The organism is Rhizobium sp. YIM 134829 (assembly GCF_046546455.1).
In genome coordinates, this window is sequence record NZ_JBKHKI010000001.1 from 810,930 (window position 1) to 832,274 (window position 21,345).

Annotated in this window: 20 protein-coding genes; 11 read left to right on the forward strand and 9 right to left on the reverse strand. The window is 66.0% G+C overall.

The window, feature by feature from the left end:
- The first annotated feature begins 18 nt into the window (after positions 1–18).
- The 5 genes from ACLE20_RS03965 to ACLE20_RS03985 all read left to right on the forward strand — a co-directional run bounded on the left by ACLE20_RS03965 (position 19) and on the right by ACLE20_RS03985 (position 6,849).
- Entirely contained in the window at positions 19–1,227 is a 1,209-nt protein-coding gene (locus tag ACLE20_RS03965; RefSeq protein ID WP_410938924.1) for an amidohydrolase family protein, read from the forward strand.
- Positions 1,227–2,804, forward strand: a complete 1,578-nt coding sequence (locus tag ACLE20_RS03970) for a gamma-glutamyltransferase family protein (protein ID WP_410938925.1) — start codon at positions 1,227–1,229, stop codon at positions 2,802–2,804. The genes ACLE20_RS03965 and ACLE20_RS03970 overlap by 1 nt, the downstream gene beginning before the upstream one ends.
- Complete coding sequence (locus ACLE20_RS03975; protein WP_410938926.1) at positions 2,801–4,066, forward strand: amidohydrolase family protein; 1,266 nt, start codon at positions 2,801–2,803, stop codon at positions 4,064–4,066. The genes ACLE20_RS03970 and ACLE20_RS03975 overlap by 4 nt, the downstream gene beginning before the upstream one ends.
- The gene (locus ACLE20_RS03980) at positions 4,063–4,545 is read left to right on the forward strand and encodes a nucleoside deaminase (protein ID WP_410938927.1); all 483 of its coding nucleotides are present in this window, start codon (positions 4,063–4,065) and stop codon (positions 4,543–4,545) included. Before ACLE20_RS03975 ends, ACLE20_RS03980 begins: the two co-directional genes overlap by 4 nt.
- A gap of 237 nt (positions 4,546–4,782) precedes the next feature.
- A complete protein-coding gene (locus ACLE20_RS03985; RefSeq protein WP_410938928.1) occupies positions 4,783–6,849 on the forward strand; it encodes an ATP-dependent helicase in 2,067 nt (688 codons plus the stop codon).
- Positions 6,850–6,854: 5 nt separating this feature from the next.
- Here ACLE20_RS03985 and ACLE20_RS03990 read toward each other — a convergent pair whose 3' ends face one another.
- From ACLE20_RS03990 to ACLE20_RS04015, 6 genes are all read right to left on the reverse strand, one after another.
- Complete coding sequence (locus ACLE20_RS03990) at positions 6,855–7,583, reverse strand: DUF72 domain-containing protein (protein ID WP_410939140.1); 729 nt, start codon at positions 7,581–7,583, stop codon at positions 6,855–6,857.
- A gap of 76 nt (positions 7,584–7,659) precedes the next feature.
- Complete coding sequence (locus ACLE20_RS03995) at positions 7,660–7,974, reverse strand: hypothetical protein (protein ID WP_410938929.1); 315 nt, start codon at positions 7,972–7,974, stop codon at positions 7,660–7,662.
- Between the two features lie 97 nt (positions 7,975–8,071).
- Positions 8,072–9,010: a dihydrodipicolinate synthase family protein gene (locus ACLE20_RS04000; RefSeq protein ID WP_410938930.1), complete on the reverse strand. Its 939-nt coding sequence runs from the start codon at positions 9,008–9,010 to the stop codon at positions 8,072–8,074.
- Complete coding sequence (locus tag ACLE20_RS04005; RefSeq protein ID WP_410938931.1) at positions 8,994–9,368, reverse strand: hypothetical protein; 375 nt, start codon at positions 9,366–9,368, stop codon at positions 8,994–8,996. The genes ACLE20_RS04000 and ACLE20_RS04005 overlap by 17 nt, the downstream gene beginning before the upstream one ends.
- Before the next feature lie 87 nt (positions 9,369–9,455).
- Complete coding sequence (locus ACLE20_RS04010; protein WP_410938932.1) at positions 9,456–9,698, reverse strand: hypothetical protein; 243 nt, start codon at positions 9,696–9,698, stop codon at positions 9,456–9,458.
- A 622-nt stretch (positions 9,699–10,320) separates the two neighbouring features.
- Positions 10,321–11,367 carry a substrate-binding domain-containing protein gene (locus ACLE20_RS04015; protein ID WP_410938933.1) on the reverse strand — a complete coding sequence of 349 codons (1,047 nt, stop codon included), beginning with the start codon at positions 11,365–11,367 and terminating at the stop codon, positions 10,321–10,323.
- 275 nt (positions 11,368–11,642) lie between these two features.
- Between ACLE20_RS04015 and ACLE20_RS04020 the strand changes: the two genes are divergently transcribed.
- On the forward strand, positions 11,643–13,121 hold the full coding sequence (locus tag ACLE20_RS04020; protein WP_410938934.1) for a sugar ABC transporter ATP-binding protein: 1,479 nt from the start codon (positions 11,643–11,645) through the stop codon (positions 13,119–13,121).
- The gene (locus ACLE20_RS04025) at positions 13,118–14,146 is read left to right on the forward strand and encodes an ABC transporter permease (protein ID WP_410938935.1); all 1,029 of its coding nucleotides are present in this window, start codon (positions 13,118–13,120) and stop codon (positions 14,144–14,146) included. Before ACLE20_RS04020 ends, ACLE20_RS04025 begins: the two co-directional genes overlap by 4 nt.
- Before the next feature lie 122 nt (positions 14,147–14,268).
- Here the strand turns inward: ACLE20_RS04025 and ACLE20_RS04030 are convergent, their stop codons facing one another.
- Positions 14,269–15,531, reverse strand: a complete 1,263-nt coding sequence (locus tag ACLE20_RS04030; RefSeq protein ID WP_410938936.1) for an SfnB family sulfur acquisition oxidoreductase — start codon at positions 15,529–15,531, stop codon at positions 14,269–14,271.
- 7 nt (positions 15,532–15,538) lie between these two features.
- A complete protein-coding gene (locus ACLE20_RS04035; protein ID WP_410938937.1) occupies positions 15,539–16,807 on the reverse strand; it encodes an SfnB family sulfur acquisition oxidoreductase in 1,269 nt (422 codons plus the stop codon).
- Positions 16,808–17,157: 350 nt separating this feature from the next.
- Between ACLE20_RS04035 and ACLE20_RS04040 the strand changes: the two genes are divergently transcribed.
- From ACLE20_RS04040 to ACLE20_RS04055, 4 genes are all read left to right on the forward strand, one after another.
- The gene (locus ACLE20_RS04040; protein WP_410938938.1) at positions 17,158–18,576 is read left to right on the forward strand and encodes an LLM class flavin-dependent oxidoreductase; all 1,419 of its coding nucleotides are present in this window, start codon (positions 17,158–17,160) and stop codon (positions 18,574–18,576) included.
- Between the two features lie 129 nt (positions 18,577–18,705).
- Positions 18,706–19,743, forward strand: a complete 1,038-nt coding sequence (locus ACLE20_RS04045) for an isopenicillin N synthase family dioxygenase (RefSeq protein ID WP_410938939.1) — start codon at positions 18,706–18,708, stop codon at positions 19,741–19,743.
- 164 nt (positions 19,744–19,907) lie between these two features.
- Entirely contained in the window at positions 19,908–20,108 is a 201-nt protein-coding gene (locus ACLE20_RS04050) for a hypothetical protein (RefSeq protein WP_410938940.1), read from the forward strand.
- Positions 20,098–20,733: a helix-turn-helix domain-containing protein gene (locus ACLE20_RS04055; protein ID WP_410938941.1), complete on the forward strand. Its 636-nt coding sequence runs from the start codon at positions 20,098–20,100 to the stop codon at positions 20,731–20,733. The genes ACLE20_RS04050 and ACLE20_RS04055 overlap by 11 nt, the downstream gene beginning before the upstream one ends.
- A gap of 47 nt (positions 20,734–20,780) precedes the next feature.
- On the opposite strand, the gene ACLE20_RS04060 is transcribed toward ACLE20_RS04055, so the two are convergent.
- Positions 20,781–21,137, reverse strand: coding sequence for a hypothetical protein (locus ACLE20_RS04060; RefSeq protein ID WP_410938942.1), 357 nt, complete (start codon positions 21,135–21,137; stop codon positions 20,781–20,783).
- Positions 21,138–21,345 lie beyond the last annotated feature (208 nt).

A 21,345-nucleotide genomic window follows, 5' to 3' on the forward strand; every position in this document is an offset into this window, starting at 1 on the left:
GCATTGCTAAATGGCCCAATGACAGCGATCGATCGTCTCTTCACCCGGGCCCGGTTGGCCGACGGCACACTCAACACCCTTGCGGTGCTCAACGGTCGGATCAGCGCAATCCTCCCCGCAGAGAGCGCAATGGAAGTCGGCGACGCAGCCGAGGTGGTCGATCTCGCCGGCGAATTGCTGCTGCCGAGCTTCGTCGAGGGGCATATCCACCTCGATACCAGCTTTTATGGCGATCGCTGGGTGCCGCACCGGCCCTGCACCGATGGCTTCGACGTGCATGAGCGCGTTGCCTTCCAGGTCGAGAACATGGCCGCCGCCGCGCCGATGGACAAGCGCGCCCGAGACCAGCTCGATCTCTGCATCGGCCATGGCAGCCTGCAGATGCGCAGCCATGTCATGGTCGATGGCTCCGTCGGCCTTTCCTCGCTCGAAACCATTTTGAAGGTGCGCGAGGACTACGCCGACCTGATCGACATCCAGCTGGTGGCCTTCCCGCAGAGCGGCATCTTGAAGAGTCCCGGCACGCCGGAGTTGCTGGATGCGGCGCTGGCTCTCGGGGCGGATCTGATCGGCGGGCTGGATCCGCTCTCCTTCGACCGCGACATCAAGGGCCATCTGGACGTCGTCTTCGGCCTCGCCGAGAAACGCGGAGTCGATGTCGATCTGCATCTCCACGATGCCGGCAGCCTTGGAGCGATGACGATCGAGGAGATCTGCGCCCGGACTGCGGCGCTCGGCATGCAGGGCCGCGTGGCCGTCAGCCATGCCTATGGCCTTGGCGATCTTGGGCCGGATGCGATCGCCCGCATGGCGGCGCGGCTGGCTCGGAGCGGCGTGTCGATCATGACCAATGCGCCGGGCCACCATGCCTTTCCGCCGGTGGCGCTGCTGCGGCAGGCGGGCGTGACCGTCTTTTCCGGCAGCGACAATATCCGCGATTCCTGGTGGCCCTTCGGCGATGGCGACATGCTGCACCGGGCCGAGATCATCGCCTATCGCTCCGGCTTCTTCACCGACGACGCACTTGCCGCCGCCTTCGACGTAGTCACGCAAGCCGGCGCCGATGCGCTGCGGCTTCAGGACTATGGGCTGACGGTCGGCGCCAAGGCCGATTTCGTGGCGCTTCCTGCCGCGCATGTGCCGGAGGCGGTGGTCGGTTTTCCGAAGGCGCGCCGCGTATTCCGAGGCGGGCGGCTGATCGCGGAGAATGGCCGCGTGCTGCGCTGATGGCCGGTTTCGTGCGACAGACGACGGAGGCTGCGGCCCGGTCCCTCCGGGGCGTGGTCACCACGCCGCATTGGGCCTCCAGCGAGGCCGGCGCCCGCGTGCTGGCCGAAGGCGGCACGGCGATCGAGGCGCTGGTGGCGGCGGGCGCTGCGCTGGCCGTTGTCTACCCGCATTTTTGCGGGCTCGGCGGCGACGGCGTCTGGATGATCGCCGATGCCGGGGGAGAGGCGACGGCGCTGCTCGGTATCGGCCAGGCCGCCGCCGGCGCCATCGCCGATGCACCGATACCACTCCGCGGGCCTGAGGCGGCGCTGACGACCGCCTGCCTGGTCGACAGCTGGGACACGGCGCTCCGGCTTTCCACCGACCGCTGGGGCGGGCGTCTCGGCCTCCACACCCTGCTCGGCGATGCGATCCGGCTTGCCGATGAGGGCTTTCCGGTGAGCCCGAGCCAGACCTTCTGGCATGATTTCCGCACGGCCGAACAGGCGGACTGGCCGGGTTTTTCCGAGCTTTTTCTCGGCGACGGCCTGCAGCGTCAGCCAGCGCTAGGCCAGACCCTCCGGAGGATCGCCGCTGACGGTGCCCGCAGCTTCTACGACGGCGCCTTGGCTGAAGAGATCGCCGCGGATCTCGCCGACGCCGGCGCGCCGCTCACCCTCTCCGATCTGGCGGCCACCCGAACCGACACCGTCGCGCCACTTCGCCTTGCCTATCGCGACCTCACCTTGCTTGCCCCGCCGCCGCCGACGCAAGGGGTGACGACGCTGGGCATCATGGGCGTGCTGGACGGCCTGGATATGGCCGGCAAGCCGGTCGGCAGTGCCGACTTCGTTCACGCTCTGGTCGAGGCGGTGAAACAGGCCTTTCTCGACCGGCCGCGCATCGCCGACCCGGCCTTTGCGCCCGATGTCTCGACCGACCTTCTCGATCCGCAGCGGCTGGCGGCCAAGACCCGCGCGATCGATCCCTCTGCCGCCCTGCCCTGGCCTTATCGCCACCAGACCGGCGACACCGCGCTTCTGGCGGCGGTCGACAGCGAAGGACGCACGGCCTCCCTGCTGCAGAGCCTCTATTTCGACTGGGGCAGCGGTGTCGTCGGCCGGCGGACCGGCATTCTCTGGCAGAACCGTGGCGCGGCCTTCAGCGTCGATCCCGAAAGCCCCAACCTGCTCGTTCCGGGAAAGCGGCCTTTCTACACGCTGAACCCGGGCCTTGCGCTGAAGGATGGCCGGCCCTGCCTTGCCTATGGCACGCAAGGGGCGGACGGGCAGCCGCAGACCTTGAGCCTGCTCTTGAGCCTGTTGATCGACCATGGGCTCGATCCGCTTTCCGCCCTCTCCGCGCCGCGCTTCCTGCTCGGCCGCACCTTCTCGGATCTCGCCGACAGTCTGAAGATCGAGAGCAGTCTCGGCGAGCCGGCGCTCTCCGCCCTTCGCGATCTCGGCCATGAGGTTGCGCCCATCCCGCCCTTCAGCCCGCTCGGCGGCCAGGCCGGCGTGATCCGAATTCATGCCGACGGGCTGATCGAGGCGGCGCATGACCCCCGCAGCGACGGCGGGGCGATCGGCCTATGACGGAGCGGCCTGAAGACATCGTCGACATCGTCATTCGCCGGCTGCGGATCGAGGGAGAGGCGGAGCTGCAAGATCTCGCCATTCGCAACGGCCGCATTGCGGCGATCGCGCCAGCCTTGCGCTGCACGGCGGTCGAGGAAGTGGACGGCGCCGGCGCCTTCGCCTTTTCCGGCTTCGTCGATACTCATATTCATCTCGACAAGGCCTGTATTCTCGACCGCTGCCGGATCTGCGAGGGCACGCTGGCGGAGGCGGTGCGCGAGACGGCCCGGGCCAAGGCCGGCTTCGAGGAAGACGATGTCTATGCCCGCGCGGCCCGCGTCGTCGAGACGGCCATTCTGCATGGCACGACGCGCATGCGCAGCTTCGTGGAGGTGGATCCACGCGCCGGCCTGCGCTCCTTCCGGGCGCTGAAGCGGATCAAGGCGGATTATGCTTTCGCGCTCCACCTCGAACTCTGCGCCTTCGCCCAGGAAGGGTTGACGCAAGAGCCCGAGACCTATGTGCTGCTCGACCAGGCTCTGTCGGACGGCGCCGATCTCGTCGGCGGTTGCCCCTACACCGATCCGGACCCGGAGGCGCATATCGAGCAGATCTTCACGCTCGCCCGCGCCCATGATGTCTCGGTGGACTTCCACATCGACTTCAGCCTAGACCCGGCCCGCTCCGATCTGCCGGCCCTCATCGCCGCCACCGAGCGGCATGGCTGGCAAGGGCGCGTCTCGATCGGCCATGTCACGACGCTCTCCGCCATGGACCCGGATGCGGTGACCGCGATGGCGCGCCAGCTGGCTCGAGCCGGCATCGCGCTCACCGTTCTGCCCGCGACTGATCTCTTCCTCAACGGCCGCGGCCAGGACCGGCTGGTGCCGCGCGGCGTGGCGCCCGCGCATCGGCTGGCGGAGCACGGCGTGGTGACGACGATTGCCACCAACAATGTGCTGAACCCCTTCACCCCCTATGGCGATGCCTCACTGATCCGCATGGCCAATCTCTATGCCAATATCGCCCAGCTCTCTCGCGCGGAGGAGATGGAGGCCGTCTTCGCCATGGTGAGCGGGGCTGCGGCGCGTCAGCTCGGCGCGGCGCATGGGCTTTCCGTCGGCGGGCCGGCGACGCTGGTGCTGCTCGACGCCGCCGGCCCGGAGGCCGCCGTGCGGGAGGTCGCCCGGGTGATTGCCGGCTGGAAGGATGGCCGCCAAAGCTTCGACAATGGGCGGCCGCGCATCAACCGGCCGGGCCGGAAAGGACAAGAGCCATGATCACCGAGACCGACCTGCCCCATCTCCGCCGCTGTGTGGCGCTTGCCTCCGAAGCGGTCGATGCGGGCGACGAGCCCTTCGGCTCCGTCCTCGTCGATGCAGAGGGGCAGGTACTGGCCGAAGACCGCAACCGCATCCATACGACAGGAGACGGCACGCGGCATCCGGAATTCGCGCTCGCCCGCTGGTCGGCCGAGAATTTGAGCCCGGATGAGCGCGCCCGGGCGACGCTCTATACCTCCGGCGAGCACTGCCCGATGTGCGCGGCCGCCCATGGCTGGGTCGGGCTCGGGCGGATCGTCTATGCCAGTTCCTCCCGCCAGCTCGGGCAATGGTGGGCCGAGATGGGCGTGCCGGACCAGAAGGTGCGCCGCATCGCCATCGAGGAGATCCTGGTCGGCGCCACGGTCGATGGACCGGCGCCCGAGCTCGCCGACGCGGTGCGCGCCCTGCACGCCCGCCGCCACGGCAAGAGCTGACCGCTCACTCTCCGCGGCCAAGGCAGGCAATGCCGTCCAAATCGATGCGGCCGGACATCCTCAGTCTGTTGGCGGGATGCCGCCGGGGCTTTGCAGTCGGTTGACGAGCTGTTACGTTCAGTCTTTGTTCCGTAACCGATTCCGCGGCGGGCGGGCGGCCACTGCCGTCGTCCGGCATTGCCTGGGGCGAGGCATCAGCGCGGGGTGGGTGCGGCTGATCTTGCATGCTGGGGACGGATGGCAGCCTATCTTGAGAAACTGAACGACCGGCAGCGCGCGGCGGTGGAGCATGGCATCGGGCTGGCCGATCGCCAGCCGGGCGGGCCGCTGCTGATCATCGCCGGCGCCGGCTCCGGCAAGACCAACACGCTCGCCCACCGGGTGGCGCATCTGATCGTCAACGGTGCCGATCCGCGCCGCATCCTGCTCATGACCTTCTCGCGCCGGGCGGCGTCCGAAATGGCGCGGCGGGTGGAGCGGATCTGCCGGCAGGTGCTCGGCAACAATGCGGGCCTGATGACGGACGCGCTCGCCTGGGCGGGCACCTTCCATGGCATCGGCGCGCGGCTGCTGCGGCTCTATGCCGAACAGATCGGCCTCGGCATCGATTTCACCATCCACGACCGGGAAGACAGCGCCGACCTCATGAACCTCGTGCGCCATGAGCTCGGCTTCTCCAAGACCGAGAGCCGCTTTCCCACCAAGGGAACCTGCCTCGCCATCTATTCGCGCGTGGTCAATGCCGAGACCACGATCAAGGAGGTGCTGCAAGCAGCCTATCCCTGGGCGATCAATTGGGAGGAGCAGCTGCGCCAGCTCTTCGGCGCCTATGTCGAGGCCAAACAGGCGCAGAACGTGCTCGATTACGACGATCTGCTGCTCTACTGGGCGCAGATGGTGACCGATCCCGGCCTGGCGGAGGAGATCGGCAGCCGGTTCGACCATATTCTGGTCGATGAATATCAGGACACCAACCGCCTGCAATCCTCGATCCTGATGGCGCTCAGACCCTCCGGCCAGGGGCTGACCGTGGTCGGTGACGATGCCCAGTCGATCTACTCCTTCCGCGCCGCGACCGTGCGCAACATCCTCGACTTCCCGAAGGGTTTTTCACCGAAGCCCGCCGACATCATCACGCTCGACCGCAACTACCGCTCGACCCAGCCGATCCTCGCCGCCGCCAATGGCGTGATCGATCTCGCCCGCGAGCGCTTCACCAAAAACCTCTGGACAGACCGTGCCTCGGAGCAGCGGCCGCTGCTCGTCACCGTGCGCGACGAGACCGACCAGGCGAACTACATCGCCGACCAGGTTCTGGCCAATCGCGAGATCGGCATGACGCTGAAGCAGCAGGCCGTGCTGTTTCGCACCTCCAGCCATAGCGGCCCGCTGGAAGTGGAGCTGACGCGGCGCAACATCCCCTTCGTCAAGTTCGGCGGGCTGAAGTTCCTCGACAGCGCCCATGTGAAAGACCTGCTGGCCGTCCTGCGTTTTGCGCAGAACCCGCGCGACCGGGTGGCGGGCTTTCGCCTGCTGCAGATGCTGCCGGGCATCGGCCCGCAGACCGCCGCGCGGATCCTGGAAACGATCGCCGCCGATGCCGAGCCGCTCCTCTCGATGGCCGAGATTCCGCCGCCGGCCAAGACCGGCGAGGCCTGGCCGGCGCTTGTCACCCTGCTGTCCAGCCTGCGCAAGGCGGAGGCCGGCTGGCCGGGCGAGATCGGCCTGGCGCGGCTCTGGTACGAGCCGCATCTCGACCGGCTGCACGAGGATTCGGACACCCGCAAGGCCGATCTTCTGCAGCTCGAACAGATTGCCAGCGGCTATGCCAATCGCGAGCGCTTCCTGACCGAGCTGACGCTCGATCCGCCGGATGCGACCAGCGATCAGGCCGGCGTGCCGCTGCTCGACGAGGATTACCTGATCCTCTCGACCATTCATTCCGCCAAGGGTCAGGAATGGCGGGCGGTGTTCATGCTGAATGTGGTCGATGGCTGCATCCCGTCTGATCTCGGCGCCGGATCGACGGCGGAACTGGAGGAAGAACGGCGCCTGCTGTATGTCGCGATGACGAGAGCGCGCGACAGTCTTTCGCTGATCACGCCGCAGCGCTTCTTCACCCATGGGCAGAATGCGCAGGGTGACCGGCATGTCTATGCCGCCCGCACCCGCTTCATCCCCGCCACGTTGCTTCAATTCTTCGAGGCGACCAGCTGGCCGAAGGTTGCGCCCTCCGCCTCCGAGCGCGCTGCACGCGGCGCGACGATCGATATCGGCGCCCGCATGCGCGGCATGTGGCGCTGACGCCTTTAGCCGGCTCGTGGCGCACCCGTCTCGCCGCGCCGTTCCAGCAGTGCTTTCAGCGCAAGCGCATCGGCCAGCGCCGCGCCGGAGGCCGTGTTGTCGAAGACGCACCAGCTGCCGGGCGCAAGCAGCGCGCCGAAGCGCTCCAGCGCCGCGGGCTCATAGGCTGAATAATAGATCTTCGGGACGCCATGCAGGCGCACATAGGCGGGGGGCACCGCAAAGCTTTCGGCCGGCCAGACCGGGGCGGGATCGGCGAGCACCCGCTCGATACCGTATGCCGCGAGCAGGTCCAGTGCATCCGGGTCCTGCCAGCTGCGATGGCGCACCTCGATGACAAGCGGTCCGTCATGGAAGCGGCGCATCATGGCAAGCGCCGGATCGATCACCGCCCTGTCGAAGGCGAGACTGGGCGGGAGCTGACAGAGCAGCGGGCCGATCTTCGGCCCGAGCGGGGCGATCTCGGCCAGGAATGCGGTGAAGAGCGCCTCGCAATCGACCAGCCGCCGCTTATGCGTGATAGCCTGCGGCAGCTTGAGGGCAAAGCGAAAGTCGTCGGGCACAGACCCTGCCCATCGGGCATAGGTCGAAGGCTTGTGGGAGCCATAAAAGGTGGAATTGACTTCGACGCCGGAGAAGACCGTGGCATAGCGCTGCAGGCCGGACCCTTCCGCTGGAAAATGGCCGGCCAGTGTCTTGTTGATCGACCAGGCCGCAGTGGCGATGATCGGCATCACTTGCGTCGTCTCCCCTTTGGGAAAGAGGCCGGGCCACAAGCCGTCAGGCAGCGGCGATGGGCCCGCTCGACCGTCAGCGGCGTTCCACCTGCCGCGCGCCCGCCTCGCGAAGGGCCGCTTCGGCCTTGTCGAGATCGGCAAGCGCGAGATCGACCGAAACTTGCAGGCCGCCCTCCAGGGCCCCATCGTCACGCGCGCCCTCGCCGTTGCCGTCGTCCCGGTCGCTGCCGGAAGGTACGACACCGGCTGTGTTCTCGGCACCCTGCGGCTCGATGAAGACGTCGCTGCGATCGATCCCGTGTTGCTGGACGAGATGCTCGACCGCGAGATCAGCCGCCTCGCGGGTGGAAAACACGGCGTAGAGGGTCTTCACGGTGGTGTCGGACATGGGCGGTCTCCTGTTGTGCCGGAACAACGGGCCGTCACCGCCGAGGTTCCACGACAGCCGACCGTGGGGGGAGCCGGCAACCCGCAGAGACCAGTCCTCAGACCGCCTCCAGCGCCCCTTCCGAGAGCTGGGCCTCCAGCGACCGCACCTCGTCCAAGGAGAGTGCAACCAGCGGCAGGCGCACCGTGTCCAATAGCGAGAGCGACGCCTTCAGCCTCGCTTTGGCAACGGTCGGCCCACCCCAGCGGCCGAAAGCTTCGATCATCGGTGCCATACCGTCCTTCAGGCAGAGTGCCTCGTCGATTCGTCCCTCCCGGCAGGCCGCCTGCAGCGCGACCACCGTCTCCGGATAGACATTGGCGACCTGGCTGAGCAGACCGCGAATGCCGGCAAGCGCGGCGCCGAGGAAACCCTCCTCCGTCGACGAGAGGAGCGTGAAGCCCGGATCGGCGACAAGCACCGTCGGCAGCTGCGCAATCGGCCGGGCAGTGACCAGACCGACGACACCCGGCACGCCGGCCAGGGCGGCCATTGTCTCGGGCGCGAGCGCCACGGCCGTGCGCTCCGGCCTGTCGACGACGATCACGGGAAGATCGACGGCCTCCACGATCCGGGCCATGTGCTGCAGGATCCCGGCCTGGGTCGGCTTGGAATAAAAGGGGACGGTGATGAGCGCCGCCGACGCGCCGAGCTCTCGGGCGGTACGGGTCAGCGCGATCGTCGTCTCTGTCGAGAGCGTTCCGGTTGCCGGAATGACCGGCACGGCGCCACCGGCCGCCTCCAGGCAGGCGCGGATGACCAGCACCCGTTCCTCGTCCGACAGGGAGCACCCCTCCCCCATTAGACCGCAGGGCGACAGCGCGGCAACCCCGGCGCGGATCTGCCACTCGACCAGGCGCCTCAGCCCATGCAGATCGACCGCCCCCCAGCGGAAGGGCGTGACCAGGTCGGTCATGACGCCATCGGCAATCGCGTGCTGCAGCGTGGGGGCGCGTGCGGCCGTGGGCGCGTGCACCATTTCATTGAGACGGCCCATCATGAGCCTCCTTCACATCTTGCTTGAGGGCATTTCCCGGGCGGCAGGCGGCTCGCAGCAGGCGGAGCAGGGCGGCGGCCTGCGGATCGCGGTGAGCGTCCTCGCCCTTGCCACTTGGCCGATCCGGCGGGATACCACCCGGCTGCTCTTCGATCGACGCGGCGAGCCCGCAGCTGTCCGCCAGCATCGCGACTGCCGCGCCGAAGCGGCGCGCCTCCATCGCCTGCCGGAAGCCAGGCTCATGACGCAGATCCGTGGCGAGCCGCCCCGCCTCGTCGAGCAGCCGGACCGCCTCCCAGAGCTGATGCTCCATCAGCGCCCGGCTAAGGGTGAGACGCCGGGCCAAGGCGCGCAGCATGGAGGCCGATGCTTCAGGACCCGGATCACTCGGAACCAGCGAGGGATGGCTGGCCTGAACGTGAGGCTTTGCAAACATGGCGATCGCTCAGGCCGCGCTCATTCGGAAGGGGTCCACCACGCTCGAGCAATCGACGAAAATGGCTGCGGACTGACCTCCCGTCTCCTCGAAGACGAAGTGGCGGGCCGCCGCTTCGCTGATGAAGATGCCGCCGACCCGGCCGAGCCGGTCGATGACGGCGAAGCCGCGACGGGCCGGGGCGATGCAAAATCGCGGCTGTCCGGCCGCATCACTTCGGGGTTCGGCGGTTTCAGGATAGGAACGCGGCATGGAAGAAATCCTCTCTTCGGTCGAACAGGGCGACGCGATCACTCTCGGCGCTTTGGCATGCGGTTTTCGAGAGGGAAGACAGGGCAGAAAGATAGGAAACTCATAGGGGCGGCCGAGAAGACCGATACCGTCGCACTTGGCGGCCTCTGCGAACAGAAAAGCCGCTTACGAACTTCAGGCACCGGAAATCAAGGCTGCGCCTCTAGGCTCGGCTGAACCCAACCGGTTCCGCTCCGGCGGATCGAGCGATCAGCCGAGCGCGACATCTGGTCTTCTTCGATGAAAGGATGTTCGCGTTGCCAGCCAAGGGAACAGCGCTTCGTGAAGCAGCCTCCTTTACCGACATCGAAGACGAGGGCGAGCGGCGGTTCGGCTCGTTCATACGGCTGCCCATCGATCCGACTCGGGAGCGCGGGATTGACCGCTTCGGCGTCGGGTCAATCATTGAGGCTTGGGACCGGCTTCCGATCTCGTCCTGGCTCTGGGCGCCATGGCTCGGCGCGGCGTCCTCCCGGAGGCCGGCGCCGCCGGATCTTCGCGCCATACCGGCCGTTCCGGGCGCGCCGATGGCGCGCCCGATCTCATGGTCAAGGCCGATGCGGTCTGCCTCGGAGCGACCGTTTTAAAACGCCGCAGCCGGGATCCAGCTCGCTGTGGCGGCGGCGCTGGTGGAGAAGGCGGGGATCTTCTTGGCGAGATCCTCGATGGTGGTTACGCCCGCTGACCGCAGCTCGGCCTGGGTGACGAGAACCGGATCGACGACGATGCTCGCCGGCACCGTCTCGCCGGCGATCTGCAGCGCGGCGGCGCGGATGGAGACGGCGCCGACGACGGCCGGATTGGTAGCGGCGGTCGCAACCCAGGGGCTCCCTTCCTCGACGATCTCCTGAATATCGGCGGTCGAGATATCGGCCGAATAGATCTTCAGCTTCTGCGAGATGCCAAGATCGGCCGCCGCCAGCTTCACGCCACGGGCGAATTCGTCATAGGGCGCAAAGACAACGCTGATGCCGGGATTGGCCTGGAACACCGCCTTGGCCTGGTCCGCGGTGCTGGTTGCGGTCGTATCGCTCACTGTGCCGAAGCGTGCCTTCTCGACAATGCCCGGATTGGCGGCTTTCACCTTGTCCCAAACCTCGTTGCGGCGGTCGAGCGGGGCGAAGCCGGCGACATAGACGTAGCCGGCCTCGAAGCTCGTGCCATTGTCCTTCAGCGCCTGCTGCAGCGCGATCTCGGCGAGCTTGTGATCCGACTGCTCGACCTGCGGGATCTTGGGATTGTTCAGGTTGACGTCGAAGGCGACGACCTTGATGCCCTTGTCGAGCGCCTGCTGCACGACGTCGCCAAGCGATTCCGGCAGGCCATGGTCGACGACGATGCCTTGAACGCCGAGGTTGATCGCCTGGAGGATCTGCTCGCGCTGCTCGGCCGCGTCTTGGCGACCGGGGAAGACGCGGAGGTCGACGCCGAGCGCCTTGGCCTGTGCCTCGGCGCCGGCCTGATAGGCCTGGAAGAAGTCGCCGGCGGAGATGTAGCTGATCAAGGCCAGCTTGACGCCGCCCTTGTCGAAGGGCGCGGGGGCGCCCGGTAGTCCCTCGGCCGAGGCCGGCGCGGTAAAGGGCAGAATGGCAATGGCGGAAAGCGCCATCAGACGAAGGGGAAAGGTCATCGCTGCTCCCATGAGCGTAAGATCTGGATACCCTTTCATTCTATGAATTTCATAGACTATGGCTGCGTCGCTTTTTCTAAAAATGGGCATGTCGGAAACTGTTTTTCCCCCAGGCGAACCTCCCGCAATCGGTTCCGCCTTCTCGAAGCCTCCAAACGCTAGGACGCCTTACGCGAAAATTCATTCTATAGACATGATCGAGTTTGGAAGCTCTGCACCTTGTCCGTGGCCCGCAAGCCGTTAGGAAACATGGATCAGAGTTCGGCGGTCGCTTCATGTCCCTTCTTCAAGCCCATGGCATCAGCCGCAGCTTTGGCTCCACCCGCGCGCTCCAGGGCGCCTCGCTATCGATCGACCGGGGCGAGATCGTCGCGCTGATGGGTGCCAATGGCGCGGGCAAATCGACGCTGTTCAAGATCCTCTCCGGCGTCGAACAGGCCGTCAGCGGCACCATCACCGTCGATGGCGTGCCCTTCGCCCCGCGCAGTCCCGCGGATGCGACGCAGCGCGGCATCGTCACCGTGCATCAATCGACCGACGTCATCGGCATCCCCGGCCTGACTGTTGCCGATGCTCTGCTGCTCAATCGCTATGTCGATGGACGCAGCCCCTTCTTTCTCTCCGCTCGCTCGGTGCGCGCCGCAGCGCGGGCGGTCCTCGACGAGGCCGGTTTCGATCTTCCGCTTGCCACCGACTTCGCCGATCTCGGCGCGGCGGAGCGGCAGCTGGTCGCCATTGCGCGCGCGGTCGCCGACCGGGCCTCCCTGCTGATCCTGGACGAGCCGACGGCGAGCCTTTCGCCACAGGAATCGAAGCGGCTCTACGATCTCTTGATCGGGCTGAAAGCTCGCGGCCTTGCGATTCTCTACATCTCCCACCGCATCGCCGATCTCGCAGCGCTGGCCGATCGCGTCGAGGTTTTGCGTGGCGGCAGGAACGCCGGCTCCTTTGCACGGCCGGTCGATTTCTCCGCCGCGATCGAAAGCATGATCGGCCGCCCCCTCGCCTCCGCCCGGCCGGAAGCGCAGGCGCCAAGCGGCAAGCCCATTCTCCAGCTCCGCTGCGCCCGGCTGCGGCCAGACAGCGCGCCTTTCGACCTCGAGGTCCACGCCGGCGAGGTGGTGGCGGTCACGGGGGTGCTGGGTGCGGGCAAGAGCCGGCTGCTGGCGGCCCTCTTCGGGCTTGGTCGGCTTGCAAATGGCGAGGTTGATCTCGATGGCCGGCCCTATCGCCCCTCGGGTCCCAGAGACGCGATCAGACAAGGCGTCGCCTATGCAGCGGAGGATCGGCATCGCTCCTCGCTGATCCCGCGCGACTGGCCGGGCGAAAGCGTCGCCGCCACGATCAGCCTGCCGCATCTTCCCCGCTGGTATCCCTGGAACCTCATCCTGTCCACCACGGAGCGGACCAAGGCCGAGGGAGCCATTGCCCGCCTCGGCATCAAGGCGGCCGGGCCGGAGGCCTCGGTCTGGTCGCTCTCCGGCGGCAATCAGCAGAAGACCGTGCTCGCCCGCTGGGAGGTGGAGCCGAGCCGGCTTCTGCTGCTCGACGAGCCCTTCCAGGGTGTCGATGTCGGTGCGCGCGCCGATATCATCGCCGCCATTCGCAGCCATCGCGAGCGCGCCACGCTGATCGCCACCTCCGACCCGGAAGAGGCGTTCGAAGTCGCCGACCGGGTGCTGTTGATCGACGACCACACCTTGGCGCCGCTGGATCCCAGCGCCGCCCCCTTCCTCGAAAGCCTTGCCCCATGACCGCCGTCAGCGAACCACGCAATGCCAAGACCGCCACGAAGACCTCCGCCCTGCGCGAGACCTTGCGCCGCAGCGCGGTCTTTCTCATCCTGGCAGCGCTGGTGCTCATCTTCAGCCTCGCGGAGCCAGCCTTTCTCACGCTCGGCAATCTGATGAGCGTGCTGCAGGCGGTGGCGGTGGTGGCAATCATCGGTGCCGGCGTCACGGTCACCCTGGCGATCGGCGGCTTCGATCTCTCCGTCGGCGCCACGGCGGCTTCAAGCGTCATGGCGGCGAGCTATGCGATGATCGTGCTTGGCCTCGGCGCGGCGGAAACGGTGGTGCTGGTTCTGGCCTTCGGCGCGCTGGTCGGCGCCGTCAATGCGTTCCTCATCGTGCGGCTGAAGGTGCCCGATCTTCTGGCGACGCTGTCGGTCATGTTCCTGCTGACCGGCCTGCAGTTGATCCCAACGGCCGGTCGGTCGATCTCCGCGGGGCTGATCCTGCCCGACGGCACGAAGGCGCTCGGTCGCTACGATCCGAGCTTCCTGCTGATCGGCCGCTCGGCGCTGTTCGGCATCGTGCCGGCGCCGGTCGTGCTCATGGCGCTGGTGGCGCTGCTGCTCTATGTCGTGACCGAGCGGACGCGCCTTGGCCGGCTTCTCTATGCGACGGGCGGCAACGAGGCGGCGGCGCGGCTTGCCGGCGCCAATACGGCGCGGGTGAAGACCCTCGCTTATCTTCTCTCCGGCATGCTGGCAGCACTGGGCGGCATCATCGTCGCGGCCCGCGTCGGACGCGGCGACGTCTCCTCGGGCGCCTCGCTCTTGATGGACTCGGTCGCCGCCTCGCTGATCGGCTTTGCCGTTCTCGGCCTCCGCCGGCCGAACGTGCTCGGCACGGTACTCGGCGCAGTCTTCGTCGGCGTGCTTTTGAACGGGCTCACCATGCTCAACGCCCCCTACTACACGCAGGACTTCGTCAAGGGCGCCGTGCTGGTCGCGGCCCTGGCCCTCACCTACGGCGTCGGCCGTTCGCGAAGCTGAGCGGACGCCGGCCAACCCATACTTATGGCGTGGCGCCCTTTGACGCTCGGCCAAGACCCAAACGCAGAAGGCCGGCGGGCGATTGCCGGCCGGCTCTTTGCTCATCTCGCGATGAACGTCGCTTAAAGCGCGCCGTGACGGGGCGGCAGGGTGCCGTTCAGGTAGAAATTGCCGATATGGTGGTATTTCCAGCGCGCCGGATCGTGCAGCGAATGGACGCGGGCATTGCGCCAGAAGCGGTCGAGACCATAGGCATCGAGCGTCGATCGCGCTCCGCCATATTCGATCAGCTTCGTGGCGGCGAGCTGCGCCACCTCGGTCCCCAGCGCCTTGACCTCCGCGACGGCGATCGAGGCTTCGGCGACGCTCCGCTCGGTCGGATCGGCAGTCGCCTGGTCGAGAATGCGTCCGGCGCGGGCAAGCAGCGCATCGGCGGCATGGACGCGGATCGCGACATCGCCCACCCCATGGATCGTATGCGGATCCTCGTAGCCATGGTCGATCGACAGCTCGAAGAACGGCCGGGCATGGGCGCGGACGAAGGCGATCGTTTCGGCGAGTGCCCCGCGGGCGATCCCCACCTGCACGGCGGCATGGATGATCTGGGCGAAGGGGCCCATCGGCGTCGGGTTTTCGAAGCTCGCATCATGGTCGACGATCTGGAACTCGGTCACATCAATATCGTCGAACGTGACCGTGCCGCTCCCCGTCGAGCGCTGGCCGAAGGATGTCCAGTCATCGACGAAGCCGAGCCCCGGCGTGGTGCGATCGAGAAAGACGAGCTTGATGCGGCCATCCGTGCCCTTGGCCACCGCGACGATGATATGGGCGAAGAGCGAACCGGTCGAATAGAACTTCTGGCCGTTGAGGACCAGCCGCCCGTCGCGCTCCGCCAGATGTGTCTTGAAGTCGGTCGGTGTCTTGGTGCCGATTTCGGTAAAGGCATTGCCGAAGCGGTCGCCGTCGAGGATCCGGGCGAAGTAGTGCTGCTTCTGCGCCTCGCTGCCGTTCAGCCGCAGGCCTTCCACCATGTAGAAATGGTTCTGCGGGATCTGGCCGATCGAGGAATCCGCCGCCGAGATGATGGCCGTCACCTCGGCAAGCGTGGCAGCGGAAACCTCGGCGCCGCCATAGGCCTTGGGCACGGTGATGGCCCAGAGACCGCTCTGCGAGAAGCGCTCGATTTCGGCGAGCGGCAGTCGCCGCTCCCGATCGCGCTCCACCGCCCCCGCCGCGAAGTCGCGGGCGAGAGTCTTCGCCACCGCGATCGCTTCCGCATCGTCACTGATGCGGTGGGCAGGCGCGCGGCGGGGCGCAATGTGGGGCGCCGGGCGGCCGGCGGTGAGCGCGGCTTGCCGATGCAGAGTGCGGTCCGTGCTGCTCATCGTCGTCTCAATTCCAGGCATGACGCGGCGGGTGAACGCCGTTCAGATAGTAGTTGCCGACATGGAAGAACTTCCAGCGGACCGGATCATGCAGCGTGTGCACGCGCGCATTGCGCCAGTGCCGGTCGAGCCCGTGCTCGGCCAAAGTTGAGCGCGTGCCGGCGAGTTCGAACAGCTTGTTGGTCGAGAGAATGGCGATCTCGGTGGTGAGCACCTTCGATTCCCCGGTCTTGATTGTCGCCTCCGACACGGTCTCCAGCGTCGGATTGGCGCGCGCGACATCGATCGAGCGGCCGGCGATCTCGAGCAGGGCTTCGGCCGCATGCAGCTTGATCTTCAGATCGCCGATTTGGGCGATGGTGAAGAGATCCTCGCCGGCCGTTTCCTTGCCGCTGTCGACCCAGGGGCGGCTGTGCTTCGTCACGAACTCGATCGTGTCGTCGATCGTGCCGCGGGCGATGCCGGCATCGATGGCCGACTGGATGATCTGCGACACCGGACCGCCAACGGTCGGGTGATCGAAGGAGGTCACCTTCAACGCCCGCTCCTTGGGCACGCGGACATTCTCGATCTTGACCGAGCCGGACGCCGTGGTCCGCTGGCCGAAGCTCGACCAGTTGTTGGTGACCGTCAGGCCCGGCGCCTCGCGATCGGCGAAAACCAGCCAGCCCTGCCCGCTCTCGTCGACGGCGACGATCGGCACGATATGGGCAAGCAGCGCACCGGTCGTATAGAACTTCTCGCCATTGACCACGACGTCGTCGCCGTCATGAACGACGCGGGTCTGGAAATCGACGACGGTCTTGCTCTTGAGTTCGGAGAAGGCGTTGCCGAAGCGGATGCCCTCCAGCGCCCAGCCGAAGAACAGATTCTTCTGCTCCTCCGTCCCGTCGAGATCGACGGTGGCGACGATGGCCAGGTGGTTTTGCGTGATCTGCGCGATCGCCGGATCGGCGGCGGCGATGATGGCGATCACCTTGGCGAGCGTCGCATAGGAAACGTCCGGGCCGCCATAGGCTTTCGGGACATTGATGCTCCAGAGGCCGCTCTGCGAATAGTCGTCGAGCTCGGTGATCGGCAGCAGCCCTTCGCGATCGCGAAGCGCCGCACCGGGCTTGAACCGCGCGGCAAGCGCCTCGGCGACCTCGATCGCCTCGGCATCGCTGGCGATCACATGGGCAGGCTTGGACGGACGCGGACGCGCCGCGACGGGATCGGTCGAATTAACCCGGGGATGAACGGCGTGATCGATAATCGTCTCGGTGATGCTTCCCATGACAAACCTCCTGGGGTGGCGGGTCGCATTTGCCCATGGAGGATCATCATCGCGCTCGTCCAGACGAGTTATTTTATGTTTTTTATAGATATTGCCGCGGAATTTTTTTCTCCGAGCTTTCGTGAGGGAGCGGCGTTGCGAGTGAGCCGTGCCTCCTCCCGCGGCGCGGCCACGAGGCAGACCCCATGACGCGCCAAACTCCTTCGGGGACAAACCGGGCTGGACGTCCCAACAGGCAGATCGGCGAGAATATTCTTCTCCAAAGTTACCCATAAAAATGATAGATTGTCTGTGCGTTTCCGCTGCAGTCCGTAGGGTTGGCCAAGCTCCACCGAACTGCGGGACGACGCATGACCAGACATATCCGCTTCAACGCCTTCGACATGAACTGCGTTGGCCACCAGTCTCCCGGGCTGTGGGCCCATCCGCGTGACAGGTCCTGGAAATACAAGGATCTGGACTACTGGCAGGATCTGGCACGCACGCTCGAGCGCGGCATCTTCGACGGCATCTTCATCGCCGACGTCATCGGCTATTACGACGTCTACAAGGGCTCCAACTACCACGCGATCCACCAGGCGGCCCAGCTGCCGGTCAACGATCCGCTGCAGCTCGCCGCGCCGATCGCGCTTGCGACCGAACATCTGGGCATCGGCATCACAGCCTCCACCTCCTTCGAGCACCCCTACACCTTCGCCCGGCGAATCGCGACGGCCGACCACCACAGCAAGGGGCGGATCGGCTGGAACATCGTCACCTCCTATCTCGAAAGCGGCGCCAAGAATGTCGGCGAAGCGGGCCTGCGCCGCCACGACAATCGCTATGACGTCGCGGCCGAATATGTCGAGGTCCTCTACAAGCTGCTCGAAGGCTCCTGGGAAGAGGGCGCGGTGGTGCGCGACCGCGACAACCGCGTCTTCACCCATCCCGAACGCGTCCACGAGATCGGCCACAAGGGCAAATATTTCGATGTGCCGGGCTATGGGCTGACAGAGCCCTCGCCGCAGCGCACCCCGGTGCTCTACCAGGCCGGCGCCTCGGGTCCTGGCAAGGCCTTCGCCGCCCAGCATGCCGAATGCATCTTCGTCGCCGCGCCCACCAAGTCGGTGCTGAAAGGTTATGTGGCGGAGATCCGCGAGAAGGCTGCCGCCGCCGGGCGCGATCCGTCGAAGATCTTCATCTACACGCTGCTGACGGTCATCACCGACGAAACGGAGGAGAAGGCGCAGGCGAAGTTCCGCGACTATCAGGACTATGTCTCGCGCGATGGCGCGCTCGTCTTCATGTCCGGCTGGAGCGGCATCGACTTCGGCCAATATGCGCCGACCGATCTCGTCAAGAAGGTCGAAACCAATGCGATCCACTCCGTGGTCGAGCATCTGGCCGGCGGCGACAAGTCCTGGACGATCGACGAGCTCGCCCGCTTCGGCGGCATTGGCGGCATGGGCCCGGTCTTCGTCGGCTCGCCCGAGCGGATCGCCGATATCCTGCAGGAATGGGTCGAGGATACGGATGTCGACGGGTTCAACCTCGCTTATGCCGTGACGCCGGAAAGCTTCGAGAACGTCGTCGACTTCATCGTCCCCGAACTGCAGCGGCGCGGCGCCTATCCAACGGAATACAAGCCCGGCACGCTGCGCCAGAAGCTGTTCGGCCAGGGCGACTACCTGCCGCAAACCCACCCCGCGCATGGCTATCGCGACATCGAGGCCGTCAAGCGCCGCGAGGCGGAACGGCGTGGCGACAGCCTCGTGCTCAAGGCCGTGTGAGGGGCGGGATCATGGGCAGTTCTCCGCACGGGCGGGGACATGCGGCCGGCTCCGCGGCGTTGCGCCCGGGGTGACCGCGACACCGGCCCTGAAAGCCAAAGTCATAGGATGCCGATCGAGGAGACCGAGATGACCATTCATGCCACGCCCGTCCAGACACTGCCGACCGTCGATTTCTCCCGCTTCCACGGCAGCGCTGAGGAGAAAAGCGCGTTCGTTCAAGATTTGACCTCGGTCCTCCACGATCATGGCTTCTTCTACCTCACCGGACATGGCGTGCCGCAGAGCTTGATCGACGAGGTGCTTGCCGTCTCCAAGACGTTCTTCGCCCTGCCGGAGGCGGACAAGCTGGCGATCGAGATGGTCAAGTCCCGGCATTTCCGCGGCTACAACCGCGCCGGCTACGAGCGCACGCGCGGCGAACAGGATTGGCGCGAGCAGCTTGACATCAATACGGAGGGCGAGCCGGTGGCCGATGGTCCGGACACGCCCTGGAACCGGCTTCATGGTCCCAATCAATGGCCGGACGCCCTGCCGGAGCTCAAGCCCTTGCTGCTCCGCTACCAGGCCGAGGTGACGCGAATCGGCATCGACGTGCTGAAGGCCATTGCCCTTGCACTCGGCCAGCCGGAGGATGCCTTCGCCGAGATTTACGATCCCTCCCCCTCGCAGCTCCTCAAGATCATCCGCTATCCCGGCCGCGACAGCACCGGCAGCGACCAGGGCGTCGGCGCGCACAAGGATGGCGGCTTCGTCACCGTTCTGCTCCAGGACACGACACCCGGCCTGCGTATCCGCACCGAAGAGGGCGCCTGGATCGAGGCGCCGCCGGTGCCCGGTACCTTCATCATCAACAGCGGCGAATTGCTGGAGCTTGCCACCAATGGTTTCGTGCGGGCCGATGTCCATGACGTAGTCACGCCGCCGGCCGGAACCGAGCGTTTCTCCGTCGCCTTCTTCTTGGGCGCCCGTTACGATGCGACCATCCCGGTCATCCCCCTGCCCGAGGCGCTCAAGCGCGGCGAACGCGGGGTCAGCGTCGATCCGCTGAATCCGATCTTCCGCAATGTCGGCATCAACCACCTGAAGAGCCGGCTGCGCTCCCATCCGGATGTCGCGGCTGCCCATCATCCCGACCTCTTGCCTCTTCTGGAGAAGAAGGCCTGACCGGCGATCGCTCCGTGGTGGCTCAGAGCCCGGAGAAGGCTGTTATCCGACGTCGCGGCGCGGGCGCGAAACTATTTCAAGGAAGCCACCAAGTTTGACGGGACCTTTCTATGCAAGAGCCCGAAACCACATCATTCTTGTAGAGTATCAGGCAGAGGATGATCATGACTTCCAGCAGCGCGAACATCGTCGATTTCAATGCCTATCGGGAGGCCCGCCGGAAGACGGCGGCCCCGCAGATGAGCGCGCCGGCCGACACTCTGGGGATGGCGAACTTCCTGAACGGCGTCCCGCCAATGATGGTCTGGGTGCCGGTCTGGGCCTTCTTCCCCGTCATGGCCGCCCCCTGGCCTCATGCGCAGTGAGGCGGCTGCGAACCTCGAACCAGAGGCACTCGACGAAGCGTCGCTGAAAGATCCGTTCGAGGATATCACGCTGCGGACGGGACAGAAGCTGCGGCGCCTGCGGACGCGGGCCGGCTATTCCCTTGACAGGCTTGCCAAGGCCTCGGGCGTCAGCCGCGCCATGCTGAGCCAGATCGAAACCGGCAAAAGCAGCCCGACCTTGACGATTCTCGCCAAGATCGCCTCCGCCCTTCGCGTGAGCTGCAGTTCGCTGATCGTGGAAAACGAGGATCCGACCACCATCGTCTTGACGCGCGCGGCTTCGAAGACGCTGTCTGCGAGCGACGGTCGCTTCGTCACCCGCGCGCTTTTTCCCTACGATGGCGACAGGACGGTAGAGTTCTACGAGCTTTCGCTGGCGCCGCACCACGCCGAACGCGCGGACGCTCACCGGGCGGGGACGGTGGAGAACCTCGTGGTGGCATCCGGGACGGTGGAGATCATTGTCGGCAAGCAGCCGCATATCTTGGGCGAAGGAGATGCGCTCGTCTTCGAGGCCGACGTGCCACATGTCTATCGCAACATGACCGGGACCCCTGCCACGGTCTATCTCGTCTCCACCTGCCGAGACCGGCTGGAGACGTGAGAAAGGGGCCCCCGGGGGAGCCCCTTCACAGAGAGCTCGCGCCCGGATCAGGCAGCCATCATGCAGCACATGGTCATGCCGCCGCACATCATCATCATCGGCATGCCGCTGTTCATCATGGTCATCATGCGCTTGCAGCATTCCATGAACATGGCCTTGTCCATGCCTTCCATCGGCATCATTTCGCACATCATGCCGGTTTCGGTCATCTTGCAGGTCATCATGCCCATCATCGGCATCATCATCGGCATCATGCCGCCCATCATCGGCATCATACCGTTCATCATTGGCATCATGCCATTCATCATCGGCATGCCGCTCATCATCGGCTGGCCACCCATCATCGGCTGACCCATGCCCATCATCGGGTTCATCATCGGCATCATGTTCATGGCAGTGTTCATCTTCGTATCCTCGGCCCGTAGGCGTTTTCTCGTGTTGCGATGAAAACGAGTTAGAAGATGCGCAGATTGAGCTCAATACGATAAATTATTCCAAGATCTTTTCGTTCAATAGAACAGACGGCATCGTTGCTCGCCGGATGAAACCGGCTGCAATGGCAGAGGCGCGTTCAGTATCTTGGAAGCCGCCCCCCAATGCATGGGGTCGCAC

Bases quoted from the DNA above. Each gene is read 5' to 3' on its own strand.
- ACLE20_RS04040 (WP_410938938.1), top strand. From the start codon at position 17,158: ATGACCAGACATATCCGCTTCAACGCCTTCGACATGAACTGCGTTGGC.
- ACLE20_RS04010 (WP_410938932.1), bottom strand. From the start codon at position 9,698: ATGCCGCGTTCCTATCCTGAAACCGCCGAACCCCGAAGTGATGCGGCC.
- ACLE20_RS03970 (WP_410938925.1), top strand. From the start codon at position 1,227: ATGGCCGGTTTCGTGCGACAGACGACGGAGGCTGCGGCCCGGTCCCTC.
- ACLE20_RS04005 (WP_410938931.1), bottom strand. From the start codon at position 9,368: ATGCTGCGCGCCTTGGCCCGGCGTCTCACCCTTAGCCGGGCGCTGATG.
- ACLE20_RS04030 (WP_410938936.1), bottom strand. From the start codon at position 15,531: ATGAGCAGCACGGACCGCACTCTGCATCGGCAAGCCGCGCTCACCGCC.
- ACLE20_RS04000 (WP_410938930.1), bottom strand. From the start codon at position 9,010: ATGGGCCGTCTCAATGAAATGGTGCACGCGCCCACGGCCGCACGCGCC.
- ACLE20_RS04050 (WP_410938940.1), top strand. From the start codon at position 19,908: ATGACTTCCAGCAGCGCGAACATCGTCGATTTCAATGCCTATCGGGAG.
- ACLE20_RS03980 (WP_410938927.1), top strand. From the start codon at position 4,063: ATGATCACCGAGACCGACCTGCCCCATCTCCGCCGCTGTGTGGCGCTT.
- ACLE20_RS04055 (WP_410938941.1), top strand. From the start codon at position 20,098: ATGCGCAGTGAGGCGGCTGCGAACCTCGAACCAGAGGCACTCGACGAA.
- ACLE20_RS04060 (WP_410938942.1), bottom strand. From the start codon at position 21,137: ATGAACACTGCCATGAACATGATGCCGATGATGAACCCGATGATGGGC.
- ACLE20_RS03995 (WP_410938929.1), bottom strand. From the start codon at position 7,974: ATGTCCGACACCACCGTGAAGACCCTCTACGCCGTGTTTTCCACCCGC.
- ACLE20_RS04015 (WP_410938933.1), bottom strand. From the start codon at position 11,367: ATGACCTTTCCCCTTCGTCTGATGGCGCTTTCCGCCATTGCCATTCTG.
- ACLE20_RS03975 (WP_410938926.1), top strand. From the start codon at position 2,801: ATGACGGAGCGGCCTGAAGACATCGTCGACATCGTCATTCGCCGGCTG.
- ACLE20_RS04025 (WP_410938935.1), top strand. From the start codon at position 13,118: ATGACCGCCGTCAGCGAACCACGCAATGCCAAGACCGCCACGAAGACC.
- ACLE20_RS04035 (WP_410938937.1), bottom strand. From the start codon at position 16,807: ATGGGAAGCATCACCGAGACGATTATCGATCACGCCGTTCATCCCCGG.
- ACLE20_RS03990 (WP_410939140.1), bottom strand. From the start codon at position 7,583: ATGCCGATCATCGCCACTGCGGCCTGGTCGATCAACAAGACACTGGCC.
- ACLE20_RS04045 (WP_410938939.1), top strand. From the start codon at position 18,706: ATGACCATTCATGCCACGCCCGTCCAGACACTGCCGACCGTCGATTTC.
- ACLE20_RS03965 (WP_410938924.1), top strand. From the start codon at position 19: ATGACAGCGATCGATCGTCTCTTCACCCGGGCCCGGTTGGCCGACGGC.
- ACLE20_RS03985 (WP_410938928.1), top strand. From the start codon at position 4,783: ATGGCAGCCTATCTTGAGAAACTGAACGACCGGCAGCGCGCGGCGGTG.
- ACLE20_RS04020 (WP_410938934.1), top strand. From the start codon at position 11,643: ATGTCCCTTCTTCAAGCCCATGGCATCAGCCGCAGCTTTGGCTCCACC.